Genomic DNA, 21,610 nt, shown 5'->3' with positions numbered 1-21,610 from the left:
CATGAGGTCTCTGAGCCGGGCGGTCGCAGGATTTTTTTTACTCCTACTGTTTTCGAACACGGCCCACGGTAAAACCGTTTACGTAAACGATTACATCGAAATAACCCTCAGAAGTGGACCGGGCACCGACTACAAGGTAATCGGCATGCTCCCTTCGGGAACCGCCCTCGAACTCAGGGACAGCAATGAAGGGTGGAGCTTTGTGGTACCCCTCGAAGGGCCTTTCAAGGGCAAGGAGGGCTGGGTGCTTACCAGATACGTTACGACGTCAAAGCCGAGGTCTCTGCAAATTGACGAACTGGTAAAGGAAAACGAAGAGCTGAAAACTCAGATCGCAAATTACACAAGGCAGATTGACGACCTCACCCGAGAACTGTCGTCGGTCAGAGGAGAGCTGGAAACGACGAAGGTCGCCCTTAGAAAAATGGAAAACGATTACCACAGCCTGAGGGTTGAATCGGCAGATTTCCTGAAGCTGAAAAGCGAATACCGGCAACTCAAAGAAAGATTTTCTGCCATGAACGAAAACTACGAAAAAATCATCCGGGAAAATGAAAAACTCCGGCGCTCTCAAAACATTAAGTGGTTTCTCGCCGGATCCGGCGTTTTCTTTCTCGGCTGGCTTATCGGAGCCGTAACGGGAAGGAAGCGAACCCGCAGATCCTCTATCTATCTGAAGTAACGAATACCACCTTATCACGATGATTGTTGAGCAGGAAGGGCACTCGAATCACAGAGCCTGAAGAAGCTTCTGCCGCAGGCGCAGATCTTTCCCCCAAATCCTGCAAATGTATCCCCCGGAATTGAATTATTCCTCTTTGCCTTACCCCCGATTCCCTTCAGGTCCTGCTAAAGGATAACCGATCACAGACCCTTAAGCCCTCCCTTTTAACAAACCTCTGAGCCGGGAACTCCGTTTCTCCCTTCGTGAACCCGTCCCGGACAGAAATCTATTTCCACTCTGCCCCCGGCGAAAAATCTCCGCTTACAACTCAAAGTCGCCTACCGGCACGGCAGAAAGAATCACAGATTTCCCGAGGTTGACAGAAAGAGAAAAAGAAGCTTTCTTTTCGGTAAAGCAGAACAGCTTAAATCAAGAACAGGAGGTCTGAAGATGATCCTTTCAACGACGCCTAATATCGAGGGAAGACAGATTCGAAAGTATCACGGGATTGTGACCGGTGAATCTATTATGGGGGCAAACATTTTCAGAGATCTTTTTGCAGGGCTCAGGGACATAGTAGGGGGCAGATCGGCGGCTTATGAAAAGGAGCTGGCAAAAGCGAGAAAAATTGCAATGGAAGAAATGATAGAGGAAGCAAAGAATCTGGGCGCCAATGCAATTGTGGGTATTGACATAGATTACGAGATCCTGGGGGCTCAAAACAGTATGCTTATGGTATGTGTAAGCGGCACGGCCGTAACTGTCGATTAAAGAAGAAAACCCTCCAGAGGTGTTCTGGAGCCGTATTTGAGTGCCCTTAAGTCACCCCGAAGTGCTCCCTCAGGCGTCCGGAAAGCTCTTTAACCACCCCGAAAGCCTTTTCCACCGTGGCCGCTCCGTCGGGGTTCACAAGGCAGCAGGTTGCGGGCGAAAGGAGACTTCTCGAAATGAGCATCTCCCGGTCTATTCCCGGGCCCATGCTAACCATTACCCTGTCAAAAAGCTCCAGAAAACGCTCAAACAGAGAATTAAGGCTCTCCTTCTCGAAAGGCTCGAAGTTCGTCGGCACCATGCCCCATGAAAGAACGCCTCCACGCTCGAGAAACCTTCTTATAGACTTCCCGTAAGCAGAAAAGATCTCACCGTTGGTGTAAACGTCCAGAGATAGAATATCCAGATCGAGCCCCAGGAGAAACTCCCAATCCGGATTCCCGCAAAGGTGAATTCCTCTCGGTCTTTCTATAAGAGAAAAAAAATACTCCAGATCGAATCTGGCACGGACTGAATCATAGCCGCTCATACCACTGAAGACGAACTGCAATCCGGGCTCATCAATAAACATAAAAGCATTTTTGTTTTTCTCTTTAAGGCGCCTTAGCTGAACGTTAACCCTCCGGGCCATAAACTCCAGGAGAAAGCTTCTGACTTCATCGTTAAACAGTATCGGCCGCCCCTTTTCATCCTGAACGTTGAAACCAAAACTTATGGGCCCTTCAATCTGCCCTCTTATGGCGGGGCGATCGGCAAGATCCATCGCCAGGAACTTGTGATAGACCACGGAATATTCAGGACTTACATTAAAAAGCTCGGGATCCTCAAACCGATCCAGTATCCCGGGCAATTCGTCCATAAATTTTGACGTTGAAAAGCTCAGTTTACGATGCTCCAGGTCCAGAATTATGCCGGGAAAATGTTCCGATGCCTGAACGTACATATCTTCATAATAGCTGAACAGGGGAAGTTGAGGCCAGAAGGGTATATCGAGAGAAAGCGCCAGTTCCAGCGCTTTATCGGGATCCCTATGAGGCATAACCGCCATTGCGGTTGTTAAAAAATTACCCGGAATGGTCATATCCCCCAATCCCTTTCCAAAGGTTAGCCCTACGGTTTCGTCAAATATCACAATTTGCACGGATCATTCAAAATCAAAAAATCTGTCGGCAAAAACCGGATTTTAATGATATATTTTTCAGCACTTAAAGGATAAATAGTAAAGGCCTTTAACCTACAGGAGGTGGTCATGAAGAGGCTGATTACAGCGATTTTTGCAATCTTAGCGTTATTTTCTTTACCCTGCATGGCAGGACAGCCTGAGTATGAGGAGATTTGTAAATACCTGGTAGATCTTGACGGATGGAAGGGCAATCAGTGTGAAGGAATTAAGATGTCCGGATCTCCTATGGGAAGTATGGTGACCGCCCATAAAACCTATGTTCAGGGGGATAAGGAGTTGGAGGCCCATGTTTTTTACGGCGCAATGGCGGCAGATTACTGGTCCAACTACGACAGGAGAATCGAGATCGACAGCAGTGAAGGGCTCGTCAAAACTCTCGAAGTCAACGGATTTCATGTGGGCATAAGCTATGACAAAAAGGATCACGGCGGCGCCGTCGTGGTCTCTCTGGCAAACTCTCAGGATGCTCCCGCCGTATTCATGATAAGCTTTAAAAACATGTCCTGGGAAGACGCCCTGGAAATTGCCAGGCAATTTGATTGGCAGGCATTGAGGTCTCTAAACGAATAGCTTCAGCCACGTCTCGACATTCTTGTCGTTCCACCCTGCCCTTTTGTCGAAGCAGATCCCCTTTTTCCTTAAAGTAAAGCCCGGGAAAAAGGGGGTTTTTCTTTCCTGAGCTGATAACATATTAATATCACAGGCATTTATAATCCATGGCACGCCATATGCTTCAGGTCTTCGGTGCGTGGCGCCACGAAAAGTAAAGGCAAAAAAATCAGGAGGTAAAAAATGGAAAGAATCAAGGGTAGGTTAAAAAGGACTGCGTTAGGGTTTGCGGTGCTGAGCCTGTTGCTTGGAGTGTGGGTCTCTTTTTCCGAAGCCGGGAGATACGGCTCGATGAGCAGATCGCGGTCATATCAGGACTGCCCCTATTATAACGGGTCAACGGGAAGGCACATGAGATTCCAGTACGATGGAAATTATAAAAGAGATGTTACAGGAAACAGGCAAAACTTCCAGAGCGAATCCGGTAAGACTTCACAAGATTCCGATAATTACTAAACTTACAGAGGAGGTTAAATCATGAAAAAGAGGGTGTTGATCGGGTTGTTGCTTCTGTTGGCGCTGGTTCCGATGAGCGGAGCGATAACTTATGCGGAGCAGGAAGAAGGTCCTCCGCCTCCTCCCTGGCATGGATTTATGAGCAACGCCAGGGAAGTTACCTTCGAGGGTTCCATAGTGGCCCTTACGTTTCCGGTTGCAACCGTAAAAACCGATGAGGGTGAATATTACATCGTCAGGCTGGGGCCCTGGCATTACTGGCAGGAAAAGGGTTTTACCCTGAAGAAAGGGGAAAGGGTCAAAATCAGGGGTTTTCAGAACGACGACCTGGTCTTTCCCAAAACCATCGAGACCCAATCGGGAACAATTACCCTCAGAGATGACAAAGGATACCCCCTGTGGGGAGCAATGAGAGGCCCCGGATACCGGCACGGCCGCCATCACGGAGGCGGAAGATATTATTGTCCTCCCTGCTGGGAGCCCGATGATAGATAGTTGAAGCAGAGGTTTGGCCGAAATGCTGAAGATGTACCGCTACGCATTGATTGCAGGCGTAGCGGTACTCTTTTTTCTGGCCCTTATACAATTCATAATTTTAAAAAACGTATTCAATACTCACAGGGTTTCCGACCTCACCAGCATGGTCAATTGCATCGAGTCACGAATAACCGGCCACATGGAGCTACTGCGCCAGTTGCCCCATGCTCCTCATCACATGCGTTCCCTGACCTGGCTTCTTGACGAACTTCAGGGTTACCCATTCCTGAAAGGAATACTGTTAAGCGAAAGAGGACGAATACTGATTAACACAATGCCTTACGTCTCGCCTGATGAAGCAAAAAAAATTTTAAAGCACTGCCTTACAGGTTATCGAGCGGGGGACACATACTATTTTTGTACAGAATTTTATCCCCTGCCAGGGCGAAAACTTTTTATGATCCTCGCTTTAGACCGGACTCTTGAAGTGAGAACCCTGCGGAAAAGCCTTTGGTTTACGGGGATAAGCGTCCTTGCCGCGGTGATCCTTTTCGTTCTTTCCTGGTATCTCGTTGCCAGGATGGCATCACGACAACAGGAGCTGGAGCAAAGGCTTGAAGCCTCCGAACGGGTTGCCATGATGGGCAAGCTTGCGGCTATGGTCGCCCACGAAATCAGAAACCCTCTAAATACCCTGTCCATGGGGCTTCAGTACATGAAGGAACTGGGTGAGCTAAAACCCGAAATCATGGAAACTCTTATGCAGGAAATAGCCAGGATGTCTGAGTTGTCCCTGGACCTGTTGTCTCCCGACAGAGGGATCGAAATATCCACGGAGCCCCTTTCAGTCCAGGATATACTTTCTGAACTGGAGCACAAATTCGTTCCCAGGGCGAAGGCTTCGGGAATCTCTTTTATCGCTGACTATCCCCACGAGACGATTAAGTTTACGGCCGACAGAAAATGGCTTCTCAGGGCTCTGGAAAACCTGATCCGTAATGCTTTAGAAGCCACTCCTGAAGGTGGTTCGGTTTCGATCTCGGCCTCAGCAGGCCCGGATTACGTGGCCTTCAGAATAGAGGACAGCGGAACGGGCATACCTGTGGAAATCCGGTCAAAAATCTTTGAGCCCTTTATAACCACGAAAAAAGAAGGTTTCGGATTGGGCCTTTATCTGGTAAAAAAGGTCGTTGAAGCTCATGGGGGAACAGTAAAACTCGAACAATCATCGTTGGGCGGAACGGGAGCCGTCGTGATCATTCCAGGGGTAAGCCAAAAGTGAAATCATGGCAGATCCTGATCGTTGAAGACGACCCCAATCAGCTGAGGATTTTGAGCGAATTTTTAAAGCACAAAGGCTACAGGATTGAAACTTCTCTTTCGGGCCGTGAGGCACTGCAAAAGCTATCTGCGCCGGATCTAATACCCGTAGATGTGATCATTCTGGACTGGAAGCTTCCGGATGTCGATGGCCTGAGTCTCCTTAAGAAGATAAAAGAAGAGCATCCCCTGATTCAGGTAATAATGCTAACCGCCTTTGGATCCGTGGAACGCGCCGTCGAAGCAATGAGAAGAGGCGCCTATCACTACCTCACCAAGCCCGTAAACCTGCAAGAACTTCTCATCATAATAGAAAAGGCCATTCGGGAACTGAAACTCCAGAAGGAAGTGGAGGTTTTACGAAAAAAACTGGAGAGCCTTACCCCGCGGGATATACCCGACTTTATTGCCGAAAGCCCGAAAATGAAGGAGCTTCTGACCCTTGTTTCTAGAGTTGCAGAAACCGACGCCACCGTTCTGATACTGGGAGAGTCGGGTACGGGAAAAGAGGTAGTGGCCAGGCTGATTCACAGCCTGAGTTCTCGCAGGGATAGGGCTCTCATGACCGTAAATTGCGCCGCAATACCGGAAGGATTGCTGGAAAGTGAGCTTTTCGGTCATGAGAAAGGAGCCTTCACGGGGGCTCACCAGGCCAAGCCCGGCCTTTTTGAACTTGCCCACAGAGGAAGCCTTTTTCTGGACGAGATTGGAGACATGTCCGTAGGGCTACAGGCTAAGCTTCTTAGAGTGCTACAGAACGGGACATTCCACCGTGTGGGCGGTACCAGGGAGATGGCCGTTGACGTGAGAATAATTGCGGCCACAAACAGAGATCTGGAGTCAATGGTAAAGGAAGGCACTTTCCGGGAAGATTTATTCTGGCGGCTTAACGTTTTTTCTATCTATGTCCCACCGCTTCGGGCCCGCAAAGAGGACATTCCTCCCCTGGTGAACCATTTTTTGAGGCTTTTTTCCGGGAAACACGGGAAAGAGATCAAATCCGTAAGCCGTGAAGTAATGGAGCGACTGCTTCACCATGATTTTCCCGGTAATGTCAGGGAGCTGGAAAACATCGTGGAACGTGCCGTCATCATGGCGGAAGATGAAATAATTCGCCTGGAGGACCTACCGCCCTACTTACAGAGCACTCCCCCCGAAATCAGCGTTAACACTTACGACGACCTTCCTTTACCCGAAGCGGTTGCTCTCCTTGAGAGAACCCGCATCAGGAAGGCTTTAGAAAAGTCAGGCGGGGTCAAAACGAGGGCAGCAGAAATGCTGGGAATATCGGAGCGTGTTCTGAGATACAAGCTGGAAAAATACGGAATAGACTTTTAATCTTGCTAATTTCTATCCAGCCAGCGGATCCTTCCCGCATCTATGCTGATACAAACTTCCTGACCCGGAACCACTACGGTGTCTTCGGGATTTATCAGACTCAAGAATCTTTCTTCTCCCACCCACACGGTGGCGACTAGATGATTCTTTTTACCGTAAGCGGCAAGGTTCGCAACCCTGCCCTGAAGTTCTATTACCCGCGTACCGGAATTTGCATCGCCCTTTTTTCCGTTTTCAATCAATCCTATTCTGATGCCCTCCGGTTCAATCCATCCGATTGCGTTTTCGCCCGGAACGTTGGGGCATATGATAGCCTGGCCGTTGCTCAAAGTTCTTTTCCACAGATTATCCCCGATCTTCTTCCAGGGTCCAAAAATGAGATTCCCCACTCCAGAACCGAGGGCTTGACCTTCGAAGAGGTGTACAACTCTGTCGCACAGATTTAACAACCACCACCAATCATGACTGCTAACCACAATCGTCGTTCCCCATCTCTCCTGCGCCTTAATGGCTGCTTCCTGGATTCGGCGCGCGCTCTCCGCATCTACATTAGCCGTGGGTTCGTCGAGCAGAAGAACTCTGGGCCTGAGAACAAGCCTTGCCGCCAGAGCCACACGCTGAGCTTCACCACCCGAAAGCTCATACCATTTTCTTCGAATGAAAGCTGCGGGATCGAGACCGACCCATTCGAGGGCTTCTTCGACACGCCGTTGCAGGTTTGCCCGCTCTCCACGAACCCTCAAGCCGTAACCCACATTGCCGAAGACATCTCTCTTGAGAAGATAAGGCTCCTGGGTCAACAAGGTCACTTCAAAATGAGGCTTCCTGCCTTCGGAAAAGTAAAGCAACCTTCCCGCAGAAGGGTTCTCAATGAAGGCGAGAAGTCGAAGCAACGTGCTCTTACCGCTGCCGTTGGGACCCACCAGCCCGATGATCTCACCTTTATGTATTTCCAGGACGTCAATCCTGAGAACCGTTCTATTTCCGTAACGATGCCGGATGCCTTCCAGTCGATAAATCGGCTTTTCCATAGTTCACTGGGTTCTTTTCTTGAGGAATGAAAGAGCCACGTTAACCGCAAAGGCAATGAACATGAGAACCAGTCCCAGTGCAATACCCTGCGAGAAGTTTCCTTTTCCCGTTTCAAGAGCGATAGCCGTGGTTATCGTGCGTGTGTGCCATTTGATGTTGCCTCCTACCATCATTGAGATTCCAACTTCCGTAAGGACTCTGCCGTAGGCGGTCAGAGCCGCTGCAAGTATGGCATGCCTGGCTTCCCAGATAGTCGTTAACAGAACCTGTTTGCCTCTAGCCCCAAGAGTGAGGACAGTTATGCGAAGCTGTCTATCAAGGCTTTCTACGGCAGTAGCGGTAAGAGCCATAATTATCGGCAATGCCAGAATGGCCTGACCTATGGCAATTGCCTTCAGGGTAAAAAGAAGTCCCAGTTCCCCCAGAGGGCCTCGCCTTGATATGAGGGCATAAACAACCAGGCCTATGAGAACCGTCGGCAGGGCGAGGCACGTGTCAACGATTGTCCGCACCAACCGCTTTCCCCTGAATTCAAAATACCCCAGGACAAACCCCAGCGGAACTCCTATAAGCAGGCTCGCCGCCATGGAATAACTCGTCACAACCACAGTGGCGTAAATCGCCGAAAAGGTTTCGGCATCCCTGGACATAAGAAGAGCAACCGCCCCTACCAGCCCGCTAAAGATGTACTCCATCTCCCGCTTGCGACACCTCCGTTACCCCGTGAAATCGATCTGAGCGGTTTTTTACTTATCTGCAAATTTTTAATCCAACAACACTTTTGCTAATTTCTACCGGCATTGGGAACGAAAAGAGGCTTCCCGAGCATTCTGTAATCACCTATAGCCTTCTGAATTTCGGGAGATACTATCCATTCAATAAATCTCCGGGCTTTTTCGTAGTGAACCTTTGGGCAGTGATCGGGGTTCACGGCTATCACGCTGTACTGATTAAAGAGCCGTTTGTCCCCTTCAACGAGTATCACAAGTGAAGCCTTATCACCCAGGTTATGCTGATAGGTTATGTAGGTTCCTCGATCCGCCAGGGTATAACCCCCTCTTTCTGCCGCAACGTTGATCGTGGCAATCATCCCCTGCCCCGTCTGGACATACCAGGAGGCCCTATCAATTCCTTCAATACCGGCCTCCTTCCAGAGGCTCATTTCCTTTTTATGAGTACCCGAGTTATCGCCTCTGCTCACGAAAATCGCCTTCTTCGCCGCAATTCTTTTCAGCGCCTCCACCGGATTCATCCCGGCAATGCCCGCCGGATCGTCGGAAGGGCCTATGATGACGAAGTCATTGTACATCACCTCCCTGCGATCCACTCCGTAGCCTTCTGAGACGAACTTTTTCTCCGCCTCAGGGGCATGAACGAGAAGGACGTCCACATCGCAGTTCTTTCCGAGCTCCAGCGCTTTTCCCGTCCCTACGGCAACCCACTGAAGCTCAATACCGGTAGCTTCTTTGAACCTGGGCGCAAGATAGTCAAGAAGGCCGGTATTGTCCGTGCTGGTAGTCGTTGCCATTCTCAAAATCCCCTCTTCTGCCATGACGATATCGGTCGTAACGGCAACGAACAGAAAGACAATTCCCATCACAAAGGACTTTAGACCCAATCTCGACATACCGATACCCTCCCTTTAAGGTTTTTCAAACCTTCTGGCGTATTCCGCATCCCTATACAAAGGCTCTCCAAAAGTATTACCGCCGTATTCTCGTATTATCTTTTGCCCCGGTTCAGAGGAAATAAACTGCACGAACTCTGCGGCAATGTCGGCCTGAGGCGTGGTTCCGGCCGGAACAAAGAGAGCGTGATAGAGGTTGATCAAAAGCGGATCCCCTCTGTATAGCAGTTCGAGATTAACGAGGTTCTTGCGGGCCATAATCCACGTACTGCTGTCGGTCATGAAGTACCCCTTCCGCCTGTCCGCTTCTTTCAAGGTAGCCATCATGAAATCACGGGTTACGATGTACCAGGGTTGCCCTGAAGGGTTTAAACCCGTAAGCCTCCAGATGGTCATTTCTCTTTTGTGAGTCCCGGAGTTATCTCCTCTTGATAGGAACAGAGCGCCCTTTTGTGCGATTCTGCGATAGGCATCTACAACACCGGAAGAGTTCCTTACTCCCGCTGGGTCGTCTCGAGGGCCGACCAGATAAAATTCGTTAGCACCGATAAGGGTTCGTCCGGTAGCCCATCCTTCCTGCAGGGCTTTCTTTTCGGCTTCAGGGGCGTGAACGAGAGCCAGGTCAACCCTGCGTTCTTTCAACAATTGCAGGGATTTTCCGGAACCGGCCTTTATCCAGCATATCTTTACGTCCTCATGTGTCCGACAGAACTCTTCGGCCAGTTCTCTGAGAAGTCCCAATTCTCCGGGGCTTCCGGTAGCAATTTTCAAAAGTCTTTTTCCTTCACAGTAATATTCGCTGCACTCAGAGGCATAGAGCTCACACCCGAAGGAAGCCAGCGTTAACAGAACAAAGAGCAACAGGTAGCGCCTTCTTTGCATGGTCAAATCCTCCTTCCGCGCTTTAAGGTTGCAGATTGGGGGGGATTATAGGAAAAAGGCCGATATTATGTCAAGCATGACATAACAGAACGGCCGCAAAGACCGAACCGGAGAATAAGCAAATCCGTAAAGTCTAACTATTCAAAGGGTTTAATATCCCAGGGAAAAAGCTCACGGGCCTTTTCCAGAGAAACCTTTTCCACGTACCTGAACCACTCCGTATAGCTTTCCAGAAGCCTCCTGCCAAAGGCCGTAAGGCTGTATCCATCCTTCCGCGTGCCCGACTGCTCGAGCAGGGGCTTCCCGATAAGCTCTTCGGTTTTCTTTATCTTGCCCCAGGCTGCCCTGTACGACATTCCCAGTTCTTCAGCGGCTTTCCTGAGCGATCCGCACTCCTGAACCTTTGCAAGCAGTTGAGCCCTCCCCGGGCCGAAGACCACCCCACCATCGCCTTCAAGCCACAGATGAAGGCGCATTGTAAACCTGTCCTTGCCCATTACGCCCTCCGCTTTCATCCTGCCCTGAACAGGCCGGTCAGATATTGCCGGCTTTTTTCACCACAGAGAATCAGGATTACCTCTTCGGCTTCCGCATTTTCTTGACACCTTCCAACCAACTCTCTACGATGCCATAGGTTTCTCAAAACACAAGCAGGGAATTCCGGCAAATGTCGATGTTTGAAGGCGTCAGATGGAAATTTTTAATAATACGATTGTTGCTCAGCGCCCTGTTTTCTTTTTTCCTTCTGATCTTTTTCATGCCCCGGGCGGGCTTATGGGGCTGGATCGTTATGACGGGACTCCTTCTTTTCTTTGCCTACGTTTTTGAAGCTGCTCATCAGAAAAAAGAGACATCTCAGAAAGGAAAGAGAGGGTAGTTTATGGTCTGGGATCCACATCAACCGGACAGACGAAGCGGTCAGGTAACTCTACAGGAATTGTTAAGGCAACTGAGGGAGCAATTTCGAGGACGTGCACCAAAAGGACCCTTCTGGCTTCTTCCGGTTATAGCGATTGCCGTACTGGTAGCCATGAATTCTTATTTTACCGTAAACCCACAGGAAACCGCAGTAGTGCTTCGATTTGGGAAATTCTCAAGAACGGCCGACGCAGGCCTCCACTTCAAACTGCCCTTTGGAATTGAGCGTGTCTATAAGGTACCCACGGGCCGCGTGCTTCAGAGGGAGTACGGGTATCGCACAATTGAAGCCGGAATAAGAAGCAAGTTTGCGGAAAGGGGCTATGAGCAGGAAGCCAGGATGCTCAGCGGAGACCTGAACGTGGTCGACGTGCAGTGGACCGTTCAATACAAAATCGCCGATCCCGTTAAATATCTTTTCAGGCTTGTGGATGTTGAAAGCACCCTTGACGACATTTCCGAGTCCGTAATGCGTCGCATGGTGGGAAATCGCTATGCCGACGAAGTACTCACGGTGGGAAGAGCCGAAATTGCAGAAATGGTTAGAAAGGAAATCCAGGCGATTATGGACCACTACGAAACGGGGCTACGGATCATTACGGTAAAACTTCAAAACGTTAACCCCCCCGATCCCGTCAAGGCTGCATTCAACGAAGTCAACGAAGCCCGCCAGGAAAAAGAACGCATGATTAACGAAGCTCAGCAAATTTACAACGAGCAGATACCCAGGGCTCGCGGACAGGCTCAGCAGATGATCACCGAAGCAGAAGGTTACGCTCTGGAAAGGGTCAACAGGGCAAGAGGGGAAACAGAAAGGTTCCTCGAGATTCTGGCGGAGTACCAGAAGGCACCGGAGGTAACCAGAAAACGCATGTATCTTGAAGCTTTTGAAGGCTTCATAAACAAAGTGAAAGGAGTCGTGGTTTTCGACGAAAATCAGAAGAATACATTGAATCTTCTCGACATTGGACGAACACTTATGGGACTGCCGGAGTCAATCGAACCGTCTGAAAACAAGGCACAGTGAGAGGGTTGGCCAATGGAACGACTGAAATGGATAATACCGGCGATTGTAGCTCTTTTGATACTGGGGGCAGACGCTTTCTTCGTAGTAGATGAAACGAAACAGGTGGTAATAACCCAGTTCGGTAAACCCGTAGGGGAACCCATAAGAGAAGCAGGACTTTACTTCAAAGTCCCTCTTATTCAAAAAGCAAACTTCTTTGAAAAACGAATACTTAAGTGGGATGGAAATCCAACCCAGATCCCCACGAAAGACAAGAAGTACATCTGGGTCGATGCTACGGCCCGATGGCGCATTAAAGACCCTCTTCTTTTCCTGAAGAGGGTCGGGAATATCACAACGGCGATGAGCCGTCTTGACGGTATAATTGACTCCGTTGTCAGAGATCACGTTGCCAACAGCCTTCTGGTTGAGCTCGTGAGAAGTGAGGGCTGGGAGAATGCAGGAAAATCCCTGCTGGAAAGCGGTCTCGAAGATTACAGAATTCTGGAATTGATCAACACCCGTGCTTCCGACGAACCCACGATCATAAAGAAAGGTCGGGAAAAGATCACCCGGGAGATGCTTGCCGATGCGGCAAAGCTGGTTCCTGAAATGGGAATAGAGCTTCTGGACATACGCATTAAAAGGATAAACTACGTTGAGAGCGTGCAGAAGAAGGTTTTCGAGAGGATGATCTCCGAGCGAAAACGAATAGCAGCTCAGTACAGATCCGAGGGAGAGGGTGAAAAGGCGATAATATTGGGCAGAATGGAAAAGGAACTGGCCAGGATTCGATCCGAGGCTTTTCGTAAGTCTCAGAAAATAAGAGGCGAGGCCGATGCCGAGGCAACCAGGATTTATGCCGAGGCCTATTCAAGAGACCCCGAGTTTTATGATTTTTACAGATCCCTGCAGGTTTACAGCAACTTTGAAAACCCCAATGGTATATTTGTGTTCTCGACGGAAACGGAGGCTTTTCGTTATTTGCAGGGCGGGAATCTAACTCCTTAAATTTGTGTGAGGGCTGCTATGGCTTACATTGAAGAGAACCCGCGGGGAGTTGACAAAGCCGAAATTGTAGTTGCAATACCCACCTTTAACGAGGCTTCAAACATCAGAAACCTCGTTGTTGCCGTAGACCGCGGTCTAAAGCAGTTTTACGGCGATCGGGAGTCGGTTATAATTAACTGCGACAATCATTCTCTGGACGGTACCCGGGAAACCTTCCTGGGCACGGAAACGGAAACTCCCAAAATCTACATATCCACAGCCCCGGGCGAAAAAGGTAAAGGACGCAACATAAGAAATCTCTTTGATAAGGCCCGGCTGCTCGATCCTCAGGTGATAGTAATTCTGGAGGCCGATATAAGAAACATTGCACCACGATGGATCTATTGCTTTGTGGAACCGGTTCTCAGAGGCGCAGGATTCGTCACCCCTCTGTACGCCAGCCATAAGTACGAAGACACGATGGAAGCACTCCTTCTTTATCCCCTTTTGAGGTCTCTATACGGACGTCGTCTGCGCCGCCCTATTGCCGGAGAATGCGCTTTCGGTAAGAACCTTCTCGACGTTTTTACGACATCTACGGATCAATGGACGGAACCCATGCTTGAGGACGGAATTGACATATGGATGGCCGTTACGGCAACGGCTACAAGAGTCCCCGTCTGCCAGACCGTCATGGGGAGCCGGAAGATACACCGCTTCAAGGACCCCTATTCTCAGATCAACCGGGCCTTCACAAACACCGTAGGCGTTTTTTTTGACCTGATGACCACTTTTCAGGATCGATGGACGAAGATAAAATGGAGTAAACCGACGATTCTTTTCAATGCAGATGCTCTGGAAATGGAGGGGCCGGTGCCTGTGGAGATAAATACTCCCAGGCTCTTTGAACTATTTGCCAGGGGGGTGGAAAGGTATCATCCTTTGCTGGAAGGCATCCTGAACAAACCGGAACTACACAAAATTGAAGAAATCAAAAGCATGGGTTTTGAAAACTTTTCGTTCCCGTCACATACATGGGCAAATACCCTGTTTGATGTGGCCGTTGCGTACAGAGATGCCGAAAAGGAGCAAAAACAGGACATTTTGAATGCCCTGCTTCTCCTGTATTACGGAAAGGTCGTGTCTTTCGTCAAAAAAACCGAGCGCATGTCGACGCAGCAGGCCGAAGAAATCATCGACCGGGAGTGTATGACCTTCGAGGAAAACAAACGTTATCTGGTCACGAAGTGGAAAAGTGTCTAAGCATGGAGGTACATCATGGCCAAGATTTTGGTGGTGGACGATGAAGAACACATCAGGATGCTCTATGCCGAAGAGCTTCAGGACGCAGGCTACGAGGTCATTACGGCCGAAGGCGGTCACGGGCTTATAGAATTGATCGAATCGGAAAAGCCGGATCTGATCATCCTCGACATTAAACTGGTCGACTACAACGGTCTGGACCTTCTGCAGGACATCCGTCAGAAGTTCTTCGATCTGCCGGTAATACTTTCAACCGCTTACGATACGTTCAAAGAAGACACGAAAAGCCTCGCGGCCGACTACTACGTGGTGAAAAGTTTCGATCTTACGGAGCTGAAAAAGAAGATCGCTATGGCCCTTGAAGCCCATCAGGAAGGTGAAGAATAGAGTAAATCATCAGACAATTGAACGGCTCCAGTGAAGGCTCAGGAAAAGCATCAGGATAAAGGGGCAAGGAATACCCAGATAAACGGGCAAAAGGTTGGCCGAAGTCATAGCCAGTCCGGCTTGATAAAGCCCAAAAAACCCGCCATAAGCTGAAAACCCACCGGCAAGGATCTTCACGGCGTGAGGTGCCAGTCGCCGGTGGTTACCTATTATTACTCCGAGAAAACAGGCCGTGAAAACCCATAGTGCATCGGCCAGCCTTGTAAAGAGCTCGACTTCGTAGGGTTCTGTTCCCAGACCTTCCGATCTCATAAGCCTTACGACCTTATACAATTTCCAGAAGGGTAAAACGTCAGGCAAAAAACGGAAGTTCATGAAATCGTCCGGTTCTTCTTTAAATCCGGCATCATAACCGGGCTTGCCCTGGATAAATACCCCGTCACTTCTAAATTCAAATATCGTAGCGTTTCTCAACACCCATTTCCCCCCGCTCCATCTCATAGACTCGGCATCCATACGGGTCTTAAGGGTAAAGCCCTCGCCCAGAGAAAAAACAGAAACCCGGTAAAAGGTTCGTGTAGAGGGATCGTAAAAGGCTGCCCGGATTATCATATCACCCGTTGCGTACCATACATTTTGACCAAAGCTACCGGAGGCTCCCGACTTATGCCGGTGTATACCCTTTGTCCAGACTTCCTGGCTTTTGACGAAAAGCGGTTTTTCCACTACTTCTCTAAAAGCAAAAAATGAGAGAGCGCTCAACAGGGCAAACCAGAAGACGGGAACGAAGTAAGCTCTCGAGCCGATACCAGCGGCCCTTATGGCAACAGTTTCTTTACGATGGTGAAAGACCACCATCGCTACAATCGTGCCTGTAAATACGGAGGGTGCCCATACATGGCTTACCATGAAAGGAAGACGATAAAGGAAGTATTGCGCCGAGATGACGGCATCGGCCTTCAGTTCAATTAAATCATCAACTTTTTCGAAAAAGTCCGCCGTAAGAAAAATCACGGCGCATACTATCAGCGCCAGAAAGGAATAATCCCAGGCACTTTTAAAGACATATCGGTATAATATCCTCACGGATCAGAACCTCTCGCATTGCACCAGAGCATTGCAAAAAATTGCGAACGGGATCATTCTGATACGGGTTCGCGGGTTTCATAGTAGCACATCCGGAAGGATTGCTGGAGGTTGAAAAATGGCCGTGATGATCAAAAACATCCACGCTGAACCCCACGAAGATGACGGAAAGCGCTTTCTCATTGAAACAGGTATTCCCCCGGGCTTAACCAGAGAACAATTGGTGATCTACGGGTGGTTCAAAGAGCTTGCACCACCGGAAGGAATGAAGGCGCTCCTGGACGGCAGAGAAGAAACATGGCGCACTTTCAGGCGGGAATATTACCAATTCCTGCTGGAGCCTGCGAGGGAACCTCTACTGCGGGAACTGACAGAAAAGGCCAGGTTTGAACAGATAACCCTTGTGTACGATGCCGTAGATGATTACCGTAACCATGCCACAGTTCTCAAAACCCTGATCGAATTACGCATGAGGATGGACGACGAGTACTGAACAACGATGGAACAGATAATACTCAACGCTATTATTCCCGTATTTTCGGTAATAAGTCTTGGCTACGCTCTCCGCAGGTTCGGCATCGTAACGGAGCAATGGATAGAGCCGGCGAACACGGTAACATATTACGTGGCAATTCCTGCGGTTATGTTTAGAGCACTGGCAAAACAGGATCTTTCCGGCAGGTTTGCGTTAAACACGGTTCTGGTCATCCTTGGATCGCTTTTGACCGCCCTTTTAATCGGGCTGCTCTTTGCGAAGCTTTTCAGGCTTGACAGGGGGCTTAAGGCAACCTACCTGCACGCCTCGGTGCACGGCAACATTGGTTATATGGCCTATGCGGTGGCTTACTATGCCCTTGGTAGAGAAGCCTTCCAGGATGCCGTTTTTTACAGCTCAATCCTGATTCTTGCTCAAAACATTCTGGCAGTGCTCATTTTTACGCTGAACCGGAAAGAGTCTATTCAGAAGCATCAGGTTGTGAGCACTCTCCTTCACGGTATCTGTCTGAATCCCATCATCTGGGGAGTATGCGTGGGCACAGGCTGGTCCCTGCTCCGACTACCGGTGCCTTCACCTATGGGACGCTTCATCGACATACTGGCATCCATGGGACTACCAATGGCCCTTCTTCTGATCGGAGCCGGGCTGACCTTTTCTCGCACGGCCGGTTACATACCCCTGCTGGCAACGATCGGCATAACGAAACTCATTCTTATGCCCCTTGTCGGAATGACCATAGGGCACTGGGTACAATTCCCCTCCAGCGCTATGAAACCAATGGTTGTTCTTCTGGGAGCTCCCACCGCAACGGTAACCTACGTTATGGCCAGAGAGTTCAAGGGTGACGCATCTTTTGCCTCGGTGGCAATATCTGCTCATACCGTCCTTTGTGCTTTGACCTATTCTCTGTGGTTTGCCATAGTACCCTGAAAAAGCCTTTCAGGAGCTGGCGAAAGAATGACCTACGTGGAAAGAGAAATCAGGCACCTCTTCGGAAAAGCCGTCCACAGCTACGGTCTTATAGACGATGGAGATCGAATTGCCGTCGCCGTATCGGGCGGAAAAGACAGCGTGGCCCTGCTGTATCTTTTAAAAGAGCGATTAAAGTATATCCCCATAAGCTACGAACTCAGGGCAATTTACATTGATCTGGGCTTCGACCCGCTGATGCCTGAAAAAATAAAAGACCTGCTGGAAAGGCTGGAAGTTCCCCACGACATTATCCTGACCGACTACGGGATAAGAGCCCACAGTCCCGAAAACCGCGAACATCCCTGTTTCCTCTGCGCAAGGCTTCGCCGGATGACGCTTTTTAAAAGGGCATGGGAAACGGGCTTTCCCAAAATAGCTTTCGGTCACAACCAGGACGATTTTATCGAAACTTTTTTTATGAACATATGCTACTCCGGTCAGACCTCGGCAATAGTTCCAAAGCAGGAATTCTTCAAAGGCAAAATTACTGTCATAAGACCCATGGCTCTTATACCTTCGAAAAGGATTTCACGGTTCGTGGAAACCTTAGGTTTACCCCACCTGGAAAACCCCTGCCCTTCGGCAGGAAAAAGCAGTAGAATTCACATACGCCGGCTACTTCAAGAGCTTTACAAGGTCAACGATAAAATAAGGGGAAACGTGTACAGGGCAATGAGTCACGTTAACCTTGAATACCTGCCTCCGCCCCTGGAAGACGGAAAAGGAGATCGGAAGAAATGAACAAAGGCAAGACGATCTACCTGATTGACGGGAGCTCCTATCTTTACCGTGCCTTCTTCGCCATCCCAACAAGGCTAACCAGTCCGAACGGTATGCCCACGACGGCAATCTACGGCTTTGCCCAGATGCTTCAGAAGGTCTTGAACGAAAAAAATCCAGAATTCCTTTGTATTTTATTCGATGCACCGGGCCCCAAGTTCCGACACTCCATCTACGAGGATTACAAAAAAACCCGTGAGGCCATGCCGGAAGATCTGGCCCTTCAGGTAGGTGCCATAAAGGAAATGATAGACGCTTACGGGATTCCCAGGTTGGAGAAGGAAGGATATGAAGCCGACGATCTAATAGCAAGCATCTGCAGATGGGCAAAAGACAGAGGCTTCAGAGTGGTTATCGTGTCCGGGGATAAGGACCTCCATCAATTGATAGAAAAGGACCAGGTTCTGCAATGGGATCCCCAGAGGAACATCTGGTACGATGAGAAAAAAGTAGAGGAAAAGTTCGGCGTACCCCCTTCGAAAATGAGAGATTTTCTTGCTCTGGTGGGAGATACTTCGGACAACATTCCCGGCGTTCCCGGTATAGGACCCAAAAGAGCAGCGGAGTTACTCACAATAGCGGATTCCGTTGAGGATCTTCTGAAGCGCCCTGAATTGATCCCGCCGAAATTAAAAGAAAAAATTCTGGAAAACCTCGATAATCTCAAACTATCGCAACAGCTCGTTACACTGAAGTACGATGCCATCGAGCAACCGACCCTTGAAATGCTGAAACCCGGAAATCCGGACTTTCAAAAACTTTATGAGCTTTTCAAAACCTGGGGCTTTCAGAGCCTTCTTCCCGAATTGGAGAAAAAACTCGAAATTTCGGGCAAAACCCGCACTTCTCCTGCAAAGGAGCAAATGTCTGTAAGGGAAATTCCGGACCGAAGAGTTACCGTAATTAAAACCGAAGCAGAGCTCAGATCCGTTATCGAAAGGATACACTCCTTCGGTCACGTATCTATTGATCTTGAAACCACCTCCGAAGATCCCATGCGGGCCGAAATAGTCGGAGTGGCACTGGCCGTAGAACCTCTTAAAGCCTGGTATCTTCCGATTACGCACCGATCTTCCGGGGTATCTCTGGAAGAGTTCCTGTCAATTTTCGGCCCTGTTGTCGAAAGCCAGAAGATTGAAAAATGGGGACAAAACCTGAAATATGAATACGTTGTTTTCAAGCGACATGGGCTTGAGCTCCGGGGCATTTCCTTTGACTCAATGATAGCCAGTTACCTTCTCGAGCCCGGCCAGCATTCTCACAGGCTCGAATGGATAGTTGAACGTTACCTCGGCGAAAAGATGACTTCCTTCAGGGAAGTCACATCGGCCAATCGGAAAGGAAAATCTGCTTCCTTTGCGAACGTACCACTTGATGCCGCAGCGGAGTACGCCGGTGCCGATGCCGAAGTGGTGATAAGGCTGGAGCCCCTGCTCAGGGAAAGGCTCACGAAGGAAGATCTTATGGATCTTTTTACTTCGATAGAGCTACCGCTCATAGAAATCCTGGGCACAATGGAACACCACGGAGTATTGATCGACGAGAACCGACTTCATGACCTTTCCAAAGAACTGGAGGTCAAACTCCAGCGGTGTGAAGAAGAAATTTACAGACTGGCCGGCCAGGAGTTCAATATCCAGTCTCCAAAACAGCTTGCAGAGATTCTCTTTAACAGGCTTGGTTTACCGGTTATCAAGAAAACCAAAACGGGGCCGTCGACGGACATGAGCGTCCTCGAAGAGCTTGCATTGCATCACCCGATTGCTCAGGAAATCCTCGCCTACAGGAGCCTTGCAAAACTCAAGAACACCTACGTGGATTCCCTACCTCAGATGATCAATCCCGAAACAGGGCGCATTCATACGTCTTATAATCAGACCGTCACGGCGACGGGACGCCTTAGCAGTTCAAACCCAAACCTGCAAAACATCCCCATACGCACGGACGAAGGAAGGCGTATCCGTGAAGCCTTCATCGCTCCGGAAGGATGCACCCTTGTTGCGGCAGACTATTCTCAGATAGAGCTCAGGGTTCTGGCTCACTACAGTGGAGATCCCAAATTGCTGGAAGCCTTTGCCCGAGGAGACGACATACACGCGAGCACCGCCGCCGAAGTTTTCCAGGTAAAAAGAGAAGAGGTAACCCCGGAAATGCGCCGCCAGGCCAAGGCCATAAACTTCGGTATTATCTACGGCATGGGACCTTTCGGCCTATCAAAAGCTCTGGGAATATCAAAAACCGAAGCCAAAAGAATAATTGAAGAATACTTCGAAAGGTATTCCGGCGTTAAACGATTTATCGATGAAACGGTTCAGAAAGCCACGGAAAGGGGCTTCGTGAGAACGCTAATGGGCAGAAAACGATCAATCCCCGAACTTCAAAGTAAATCCAAAACGGTGCGCCAGCAGGGCGAACGGCTTGCCGTAAACACCACGATTCAAGGAACGGCGGCAGATCTTATAAAGAAAGCCATGATAGACATATATTCGGCTTTAAAATCGGAGGGTTTTCAGGCCGTACCGATCCTTCAGGTACACGACGAACTCGTATTTGAGGCTCCGAAGGGCGAAGAGAACAAGCTGTGTAGTCTAATCAGGGAAAAGATGGCCGGCGTCTATAATCTGAAAGTCCCTCTGGTTGTGGACATTGGGCAGGGCTCTAACTGGGCAGAGGCCCACTAAAAAACTCCCTGCCCACAGGATTTTTCGGGCAGGGAGCTAAAAAGCCGTTGCGGAATATTACTGTTCCTCTGAGGAAGATTTCTTTTCCAGTTCTGCTTTTAATTTTTCAACTTCTGCTTTGTACTTTTCAAGCTCTTCTTTGTACTTGCTCACATCCTCATCAGAGGCTTCCTGTGCAGGTTGCTCTCCTTTTTTCAGAAAAGGCAACTTGACCTGATCTTTAACTTCATCATATCCAAGATATGCGGCCATTGCACCACCGACCAGAAGCATCAGGGGAACAGCACCCGCAAGCAGGTGGAGAAAATCACCGAAAAAGGTGAAAATACCGATAATCCCCAGAAATACGGCAACAAGCCCACCAACGAACACCTTCATACTTTTTCCTCCTCTCTCCTACCGTCGGTCATGAGGCACGAACCCACCAAGAAAAGCACCTTCCATCTAACACGGGAGAACTTATATTGCAAGACCAAATGTGATAATAAGCACATTAGCTCTTATGACCCATTTCCCCGGCAAGACCGCATGCCCCTGGCTTTAGCCATAGAGAGGTATTCTGCACTCGTGATGACTTACATCCAACTGTTTTTACGGTGAGGGGAACACCTTAAGCACAGAGCGTAAAGAGGCTTTCGGGATAAGCTTTGGCCTCTCTTCTCAATCCCG

At 49.3% G+C, this 21,610-nt stretch carries 24 protein-coding genes; 16 read left to right on the top strand and 8 right to left on the bottom strand.

What is annotated here, in order from left to right:
• The first annotated feature begins 1 nt into the window (after position 1).
• Together BM091_RS04600 and BM091_RS04595 are read left to right on the top strand one after the other, a co-directional pair.
• On the top strand, positions 2-682 hold the full coding sequence (locus BM091_RS04600; RefSeq protein WP_093393836.1) for a TIGR04211 family SH3 domain-containing protein: 681 nt from the start codon (positions 2-4) through the stop codon (positions 680-682).
• A gap of 432 nt (positions 683-1,114) precedes the next feature.
• Positions 1,115-1,435 (top strand): heavy metal-binding domain-containing protein, encoded by a 321-nt coding sequence (locus BM091_RS04595; protein ID WP_093393835.1) that lies wholly within the window; start codon positions 1,115-1,117, stop codon positions 1,433-1,435.
• Positions 1,436-1,481: 46 nt separating this feature from the next.
• On the opposite strand, the gene BM091_RS04590 is transcribed toward BM091_RS04595, so the two are convergent.
• Positions 1,482-2,516: a uroporphyrinogen decarboxylase/cobalamine-independent methonine synthase family protein gene (locus BM091_RS04590; RefSeq protein ID WP_093393833.1), complete on the bottom strand. Its 1,035-nt coding sequence runs from the start codon at positions 2,514-2,516 to the stop codon at positions 1,482-1,484.
• 168 nt (positions 2,517-2,684) lie between these two features.
• Here BM091_RS04590 and BM091_RS04585 point away from each other — a divergent pair, with 168 nt between their 5' ends.
• The 5 genes from BM091_RS04585 (at position 2,685) to BM091_RS04565 (ending at position 6,818) form a co-directional block, all read left to right on the top strand.
• The gene (locus BM091_RS04585) at positions 2,685-3,188 is read left to right on the top strand and encodes a hypothetical protein (RefSeq protein ID WP_093393832.1); all 504 of its coding nucleotides are present in this window, start codon (positions 2,685-2,687) and stop codon (positions 3,186-3,188) included.
• Between the two features lie 222 nt (positions 3,189-3,410).
• A complete protein-coding gene (locus BM091_RS04580) occupies positions 3,411-3,683 on the top strand; it encodes a hypothetical protein (protein ID WP_093393831.1) in 273 nt (90 codons plus the stop codon).
• A 21-nt stretch (positions 3,684-3,704) separates the two neighbouring features.
• Positions 3,705-4,178 (top strand): hypothetical protein, encoded by a 474-nt coding sequence (locus BM091_RS04575; protein ID WP_093393830.1) that lies wholly within the window; start codon positions 3,705-3,707, stop codon positions 4,176-4,178.
• Positions 4,179-4,200: 22 nt separating this feature from the next.
• Positions 4,201-5,442 (top strand): sensor histidine kinase, encoded by a 1,242-nt coding sequence (locus tag BM091_RS04570; protein ID WP_093393829.1) that lies wholly within the window; start codon positions 4,201-4,203, stop codon positions 5,440-5,442.
• Positions 5,439-6,818 (top strand): sigma-54-dependent transcriptional regulator, encoded by a 1,380-nt coding sequence (locus tag BM091_RS04565; RefSeq protein ID WP_093393828.1) that lies wholly within the window; start codon positions 5,439-5,441, stop codon positions 6,816-6,818. The genes BM091_RS04570 and BM091_RS04565 overlap by 4 nt, the downstream gene beginning before the upstream one ends.
• Before the next feature lie 5 nt (positions 6,819-6,823).
• On the opposite strand, the gene BM091_RS04560 is transcribed toward BM091_RS04565, so the two are convergent.
• The 5 genes from BM091_RS04560 to BM091_RS04540 form a co-directional block, all read right to left on the bottom strand.
• On the bottom strand, positions 6,824-7,849 hold the full coding sequence (locus tag BM091_RS04560) for an ATP-binding cassette domain-containing protein (RefSeq protein WP_093393826.1): 1,026 nt from the start codon (positions 7,847-7,849) through the stop codon (positions 6,824-6,826).
• Positions 7,850-7,852: 3 nt separating this feature from the next.
• Positions 7,853-8,545, bottom strand: coding sequence for an ABC transporter permease (locus BM091_RS04555; protein WP_093393825.1), 693 nt, complete (start codon positions 8,543-8,545; stop codon positions 7,853-7,855).
• Positions 8,546-8,634: 89 nt separating this feature from the next.
• Positions 8,635-9,477, bottom strand: coding sequence for an ABC transporter substrate-binding protein (locus BM091_RS04550; protein WP_093393823.1), 843 nt, complete (start codon positions 9,475-9,477; stop codon positions 8,635-8,637).
• Between the two features lie 15 nt (positions 9,478-9,492).
• Positions 9,493-10,359, bottom strand: a complete 867-nt coding sequence (locus BM091_RS04545; RefSeq protein WP_093393821.1) for an ABC transporter substrate-binding protein — start codon at positions 10,357-10,359, stop codon at positions 9,493-9,495.
• Between the two features lie 137 nt (positions 10,360-10,496).
• Complete coding sequence (locus BM091_RS04540; protein ID WP_218148809.1) at positions 10,497-10,856, bottom strand: winged helix-turn-helix domain-containing protein; 360 nt, start codon at positions 10,854-10,856, stop codon at positions 10,497-10,499.
• A 170-nt stretch (positions 10,857-11,026) separates the two neighbouring features.
• Between BM091_RS04540 and BM091_RS04535 the strand changes: the two genes are divergently transcribed.
• From BM091_RS04535 to BM091_RS04515, 5 genes are read left to right on the top strand one after another with little or no spacing between them, the layout of a single operon-like run.
• Entirely contained in the window at positions 11,027-11,236 is a 210-nt protein-coding gene (locus tag BM091_RS04535; protein WP_093393818.1) for a hypothetical protein, read from the top strand.
• Positions 11,237-11,239: 3 nt separating this feature from the next.
• Entirely contained in the window at positions 11,240-12,304 is a 1,065-nt protein-coding gene (gene hflK / locus BM091_RS04530) for an FtsH protease activity modulator HflK (protein ID WP_093393817.1), read from the top strand.
• Positions 12,305-12,316: 12 nt separating this feature from the next.
• Positions 12,317-13,294 carry a protease modulator HflC gene (gene hflC, locus BM091_RS04525; RefSeq protein ID WP_093393815.1) on the top strand — a complete coding sequence of 326 codons (978 nt, stop codon included), beginning with the start codon at positions 12,317-12,319 and terminating at the stop codon, positions 13,292-13,294.
• Between the two features lie 18 nt (positions 13,295-13,312).
• Complete coding sequence (locus BM091_RS04520) at positions 13,313-14,536, top strand: glycosyltransferase family 2 protein (protein ID WP_093393814.1); 1,224 nt, start codon at positions 13,313-13,315, stop codon at positions 14,534-14,536.
• 15 nt (positions 14,537-14,551) lie between these two features.
• Positions 14,552-14,923, top strand: a complete 372-nt coding sequence (locus BM091_RS04515; RefSeq protein ID WP_093393812.1) for a response regulator — start codon at positions 14,552-14,554, stop codon at positions 14,921-14,923.
• A 9-nt stretch (positions 14,924-14,932) separates the two neighbouring features.
• Here the strand turns inward: BM091_RS04515 and BM091_RS04510 are convergent, their stop codons facing one another.
• Entirely contained in the window at positions 14,933-16,009 is a 1,077-nt protein-coding gene (locus BM091_RS04510; protein ID WP_093393811.1) for an LptF/LptG family permease, read from the bottom strand.
• Positions 16,010-16,127: 118 nt separating this feature from the next.
• Between BM091_RS04510 and BM091_RS04505 the strand changes: the two genes are divergently transcribed.
• Genes BM091_RS04505 through polA form a run of 4 tightly spaced genes read left to right on the top strand, consistent with a single transcriptional unit; the run spans position 16,128 to position 20,941 of the window.
• Positions 16,128-16,502, top strand: coding sequence for a DUF488 domain-containing protein (locus tag BM091_RS04505; RefSeq protein WP_093393809.1), 375 nt, complete (start codon positions 16,128-16,130; stop codon positions 16,500-16,502).
• 6 nt (positions 16,503-16,508) lie between these two features.
• The gene (locus tag BM091_RS04500) at positions 16,509-17,438 is read left to right on the top strand and encodes an AEC family transporter (RefSeq protein WP_093393808.1); all 930 of its coding nucleotides are present in this window, start codon (positions 16,509-16,511) and stop codon (positions 17,436-17,438) included.
• A 27-nt stretch (positions 17,439-17,465) separates the two neighbouring features.
• The gene (locus BM091_RS04495; protein WP_093393806.1) at positions 17,466-18,221 is read left to right on the top strand and encodes a tRNA lysidine(34) synthetase; all 756 of its coding nucleotides are present in this window, start codon (positions 17,466-17,468) and stop codon (positions 18,219-18,221) included.
• Positions 18,218-20,941 carry a DNA polymerase I gene (gene polA / locus BM091_RS04490; RefSeq protein ID WP_093393805.1) on the top strand — a complete coding sequence of 908 codons (2,724 nt, stop codon included), beginning with the start codon at positions 18,218-18,220 and terminating at the stop codon, positions 20,939-20,941. Before BM091_RS04495 ends, polA begins: the two co-directional genes overlap by 4 nt.
• Before the next feature lie 57 nt (positions 20,942-20,998).
• On the opposite strand, the gene BM091_RS04485 is transcribed toward polA, so the two are convergent.
• Positions 20,999-21,319 (bottom strand): hypothetical protein, encoded by a 321-nt coding sequence (locus BM091_RS04485; protein WP_093393804.1) that lies wholly within the window; start codon positions 21,317-21,319, stop codon positions 20,999-21,001.
• Positions 21,320-21,610 lie beyond the last annotated feature (291 nt).

Origin of the sequence: Thermodesulforhabdus norvegica, from assembly GCF_900114975.1 — a bacterium.
Taxonomy (GTDB): domain Bacteria; phylum Desulfobacterota; class Syntrophobacteria; order Syntrophobacterales; family Thermodesulforhabdaceae; genus Thermodesulforhabdus; species Thermodesulforhabdus norvegica.
This window is presented reverse-complemented; position numbering and strand designations above follow the sequence as displayed.

Bases quoted from the DNA above. Each gene is read 5' to 3' on its own strand.
- BM091_RS04600 (WP_093393836.1), top strand. From the start codon at position 2: ATGAGGTCTCTGAGCCGGGCGGTCGCAGGATTTTTTTTACTCCTACTG.
- BM091_RS04595 (WP_093393835.1), top strand. From the start codon at position 1,115: ATGATCCTTTCAACGACGCCTAATATCGAGGGAAGACAGATTCGAAAG.
- BM091_RS04590 (WP_093393833.1), bottom strand. From the start codon at position 2,516: ATGACCATTCCGGGTAATTTTTTAACAACCGCAATGGCGGTTATGCCT.
- BM091_RS04585 (WP_093393832.1), top strand. From the start codon at position 2,685: ATGAAGAGGCTGATTACAGCGATTTTTGCAATCTTAGCGTTATTTTCT.
- BM091_RS04580 (WP_093393831.1), top strand. From the start codon at position 3,411: ATGGAAAGAATCAAGGGTAGGTTAAAAAGGACTGCGTTAGGGTTTGCG.
- BM091_RS04575 (WP_093393830.1), top strand. From the start codon at position 3,705: ATGAAAAAGAGGGTGTTGATCGGGTTGTTGCTTCTGTTGGCGCTGGTT.
- BM091_RS04570 (WP_093393829.1), top strand. From the start codon at position 4,201: ATGCTGAAGATGTACCGCTACGCATTGATTGCAGGCGTAGCGGTACTC.
- BM091_RS04560 (WP_093393826.1), bottom strand. From the start codon at position 7,849: ATGGAAAAGCCGATTTATCGACTGGAAGGCATCCGGCATCGTTACGGA.
- BM091_RS04555 (WP_093393825.1), bottom strand. From the start codon at position 8,545: ATGGAGTACATCTTTAGCGGGCTGGTAGGGGCGGTTGCTCTTCTTATG.
- BM091_RS04550 (WP_093393823.1), bottom strand. From the start codon at position 9,477: ATGTCGAGATTGGGTCTAAAGTCCTTTGTGATGGGAATTGTCTTTCTG.
- BM091_RS04545 (WP_093393821.1), bottom strand. From the start codon at position 10,359: ATGCAAAGAAGGCGCTACCTGTTGCTCTTTGTTCTGTTAACGCTGGCT.
- BM091_RS04540 (WP_218148809.1), bottom strand. From the start codon at position 10,856: ATGGGCAAGGACAGGTTTACAATGCGCCTTCATCTGTGGCTTGAAGGC.
- BM091_RS04535 (WP_093393818.1), top strand. From the start codon at position 11,027: ATGTCGATGTTTGAAGGCGTCAGATGGAAATTTTTAATAATACGATTG.
- hflK (WP_093393817.1), top strand. From the start codon at position 11,240: ATGGTCTGGGATCCACATCAACCGGACAGACGAAGCGGTCAGGTAACT.
- hflC (WP_093393815.1), top strand. From the start codon at position 12,317: ATGGAACGACTGAAATGGATAATACCGGCGATTGTAGCTCTTTTGATA.
- BM091_RS04520 (WP_093393814.1), top strand. From the start codon at position 13,313: ATGGCTTACATTGAAGAGAACCCGCGGGGAGTTGACAAAGCCGAAATT.
- BM091_RS04515 (WP_093393812.1), top strand. From the start codon at position 14,552: ATGGCCAAGATTTTGGTGGTGGACGATGAAGAACACATCAGGATGCTC.
- BM091_RS04505 (WP_093393809.1), top strand. From the start codon at position 16,128: ATGGCCGTGATGATCAAAAACATCCACGCTGAACCCCACGAAGATGAC.
- BM091_RS04500 (WP_093393808.1), top strand. From the start codon at position 16,509: ATGGAACAGATAATACTCAACGCTATTATTCCCGTATTTTCGGTAATA.
- BM091_RS04495 (WP_093393806.1), top strand. From the start codon at position 17,466: ATGACCTACGTGGAAAGAGAAATCAGGCACCTCTTCGGAAAAGCCGTC.
- polA (WP_093393805.1), top strand. From the start codon at position 18,218: ATGAACAAAGGCAAGACGATCTACCTGATTGACGGGAGCTCCTATCTT.
- BM091_RS04485 (WP_093393804.1), bottom strand. From the start codon at position 21,319: ATGAAGGTGTTCGTTGGTGGGCTTGTTGCCGTATTTCTGGGGATTATC.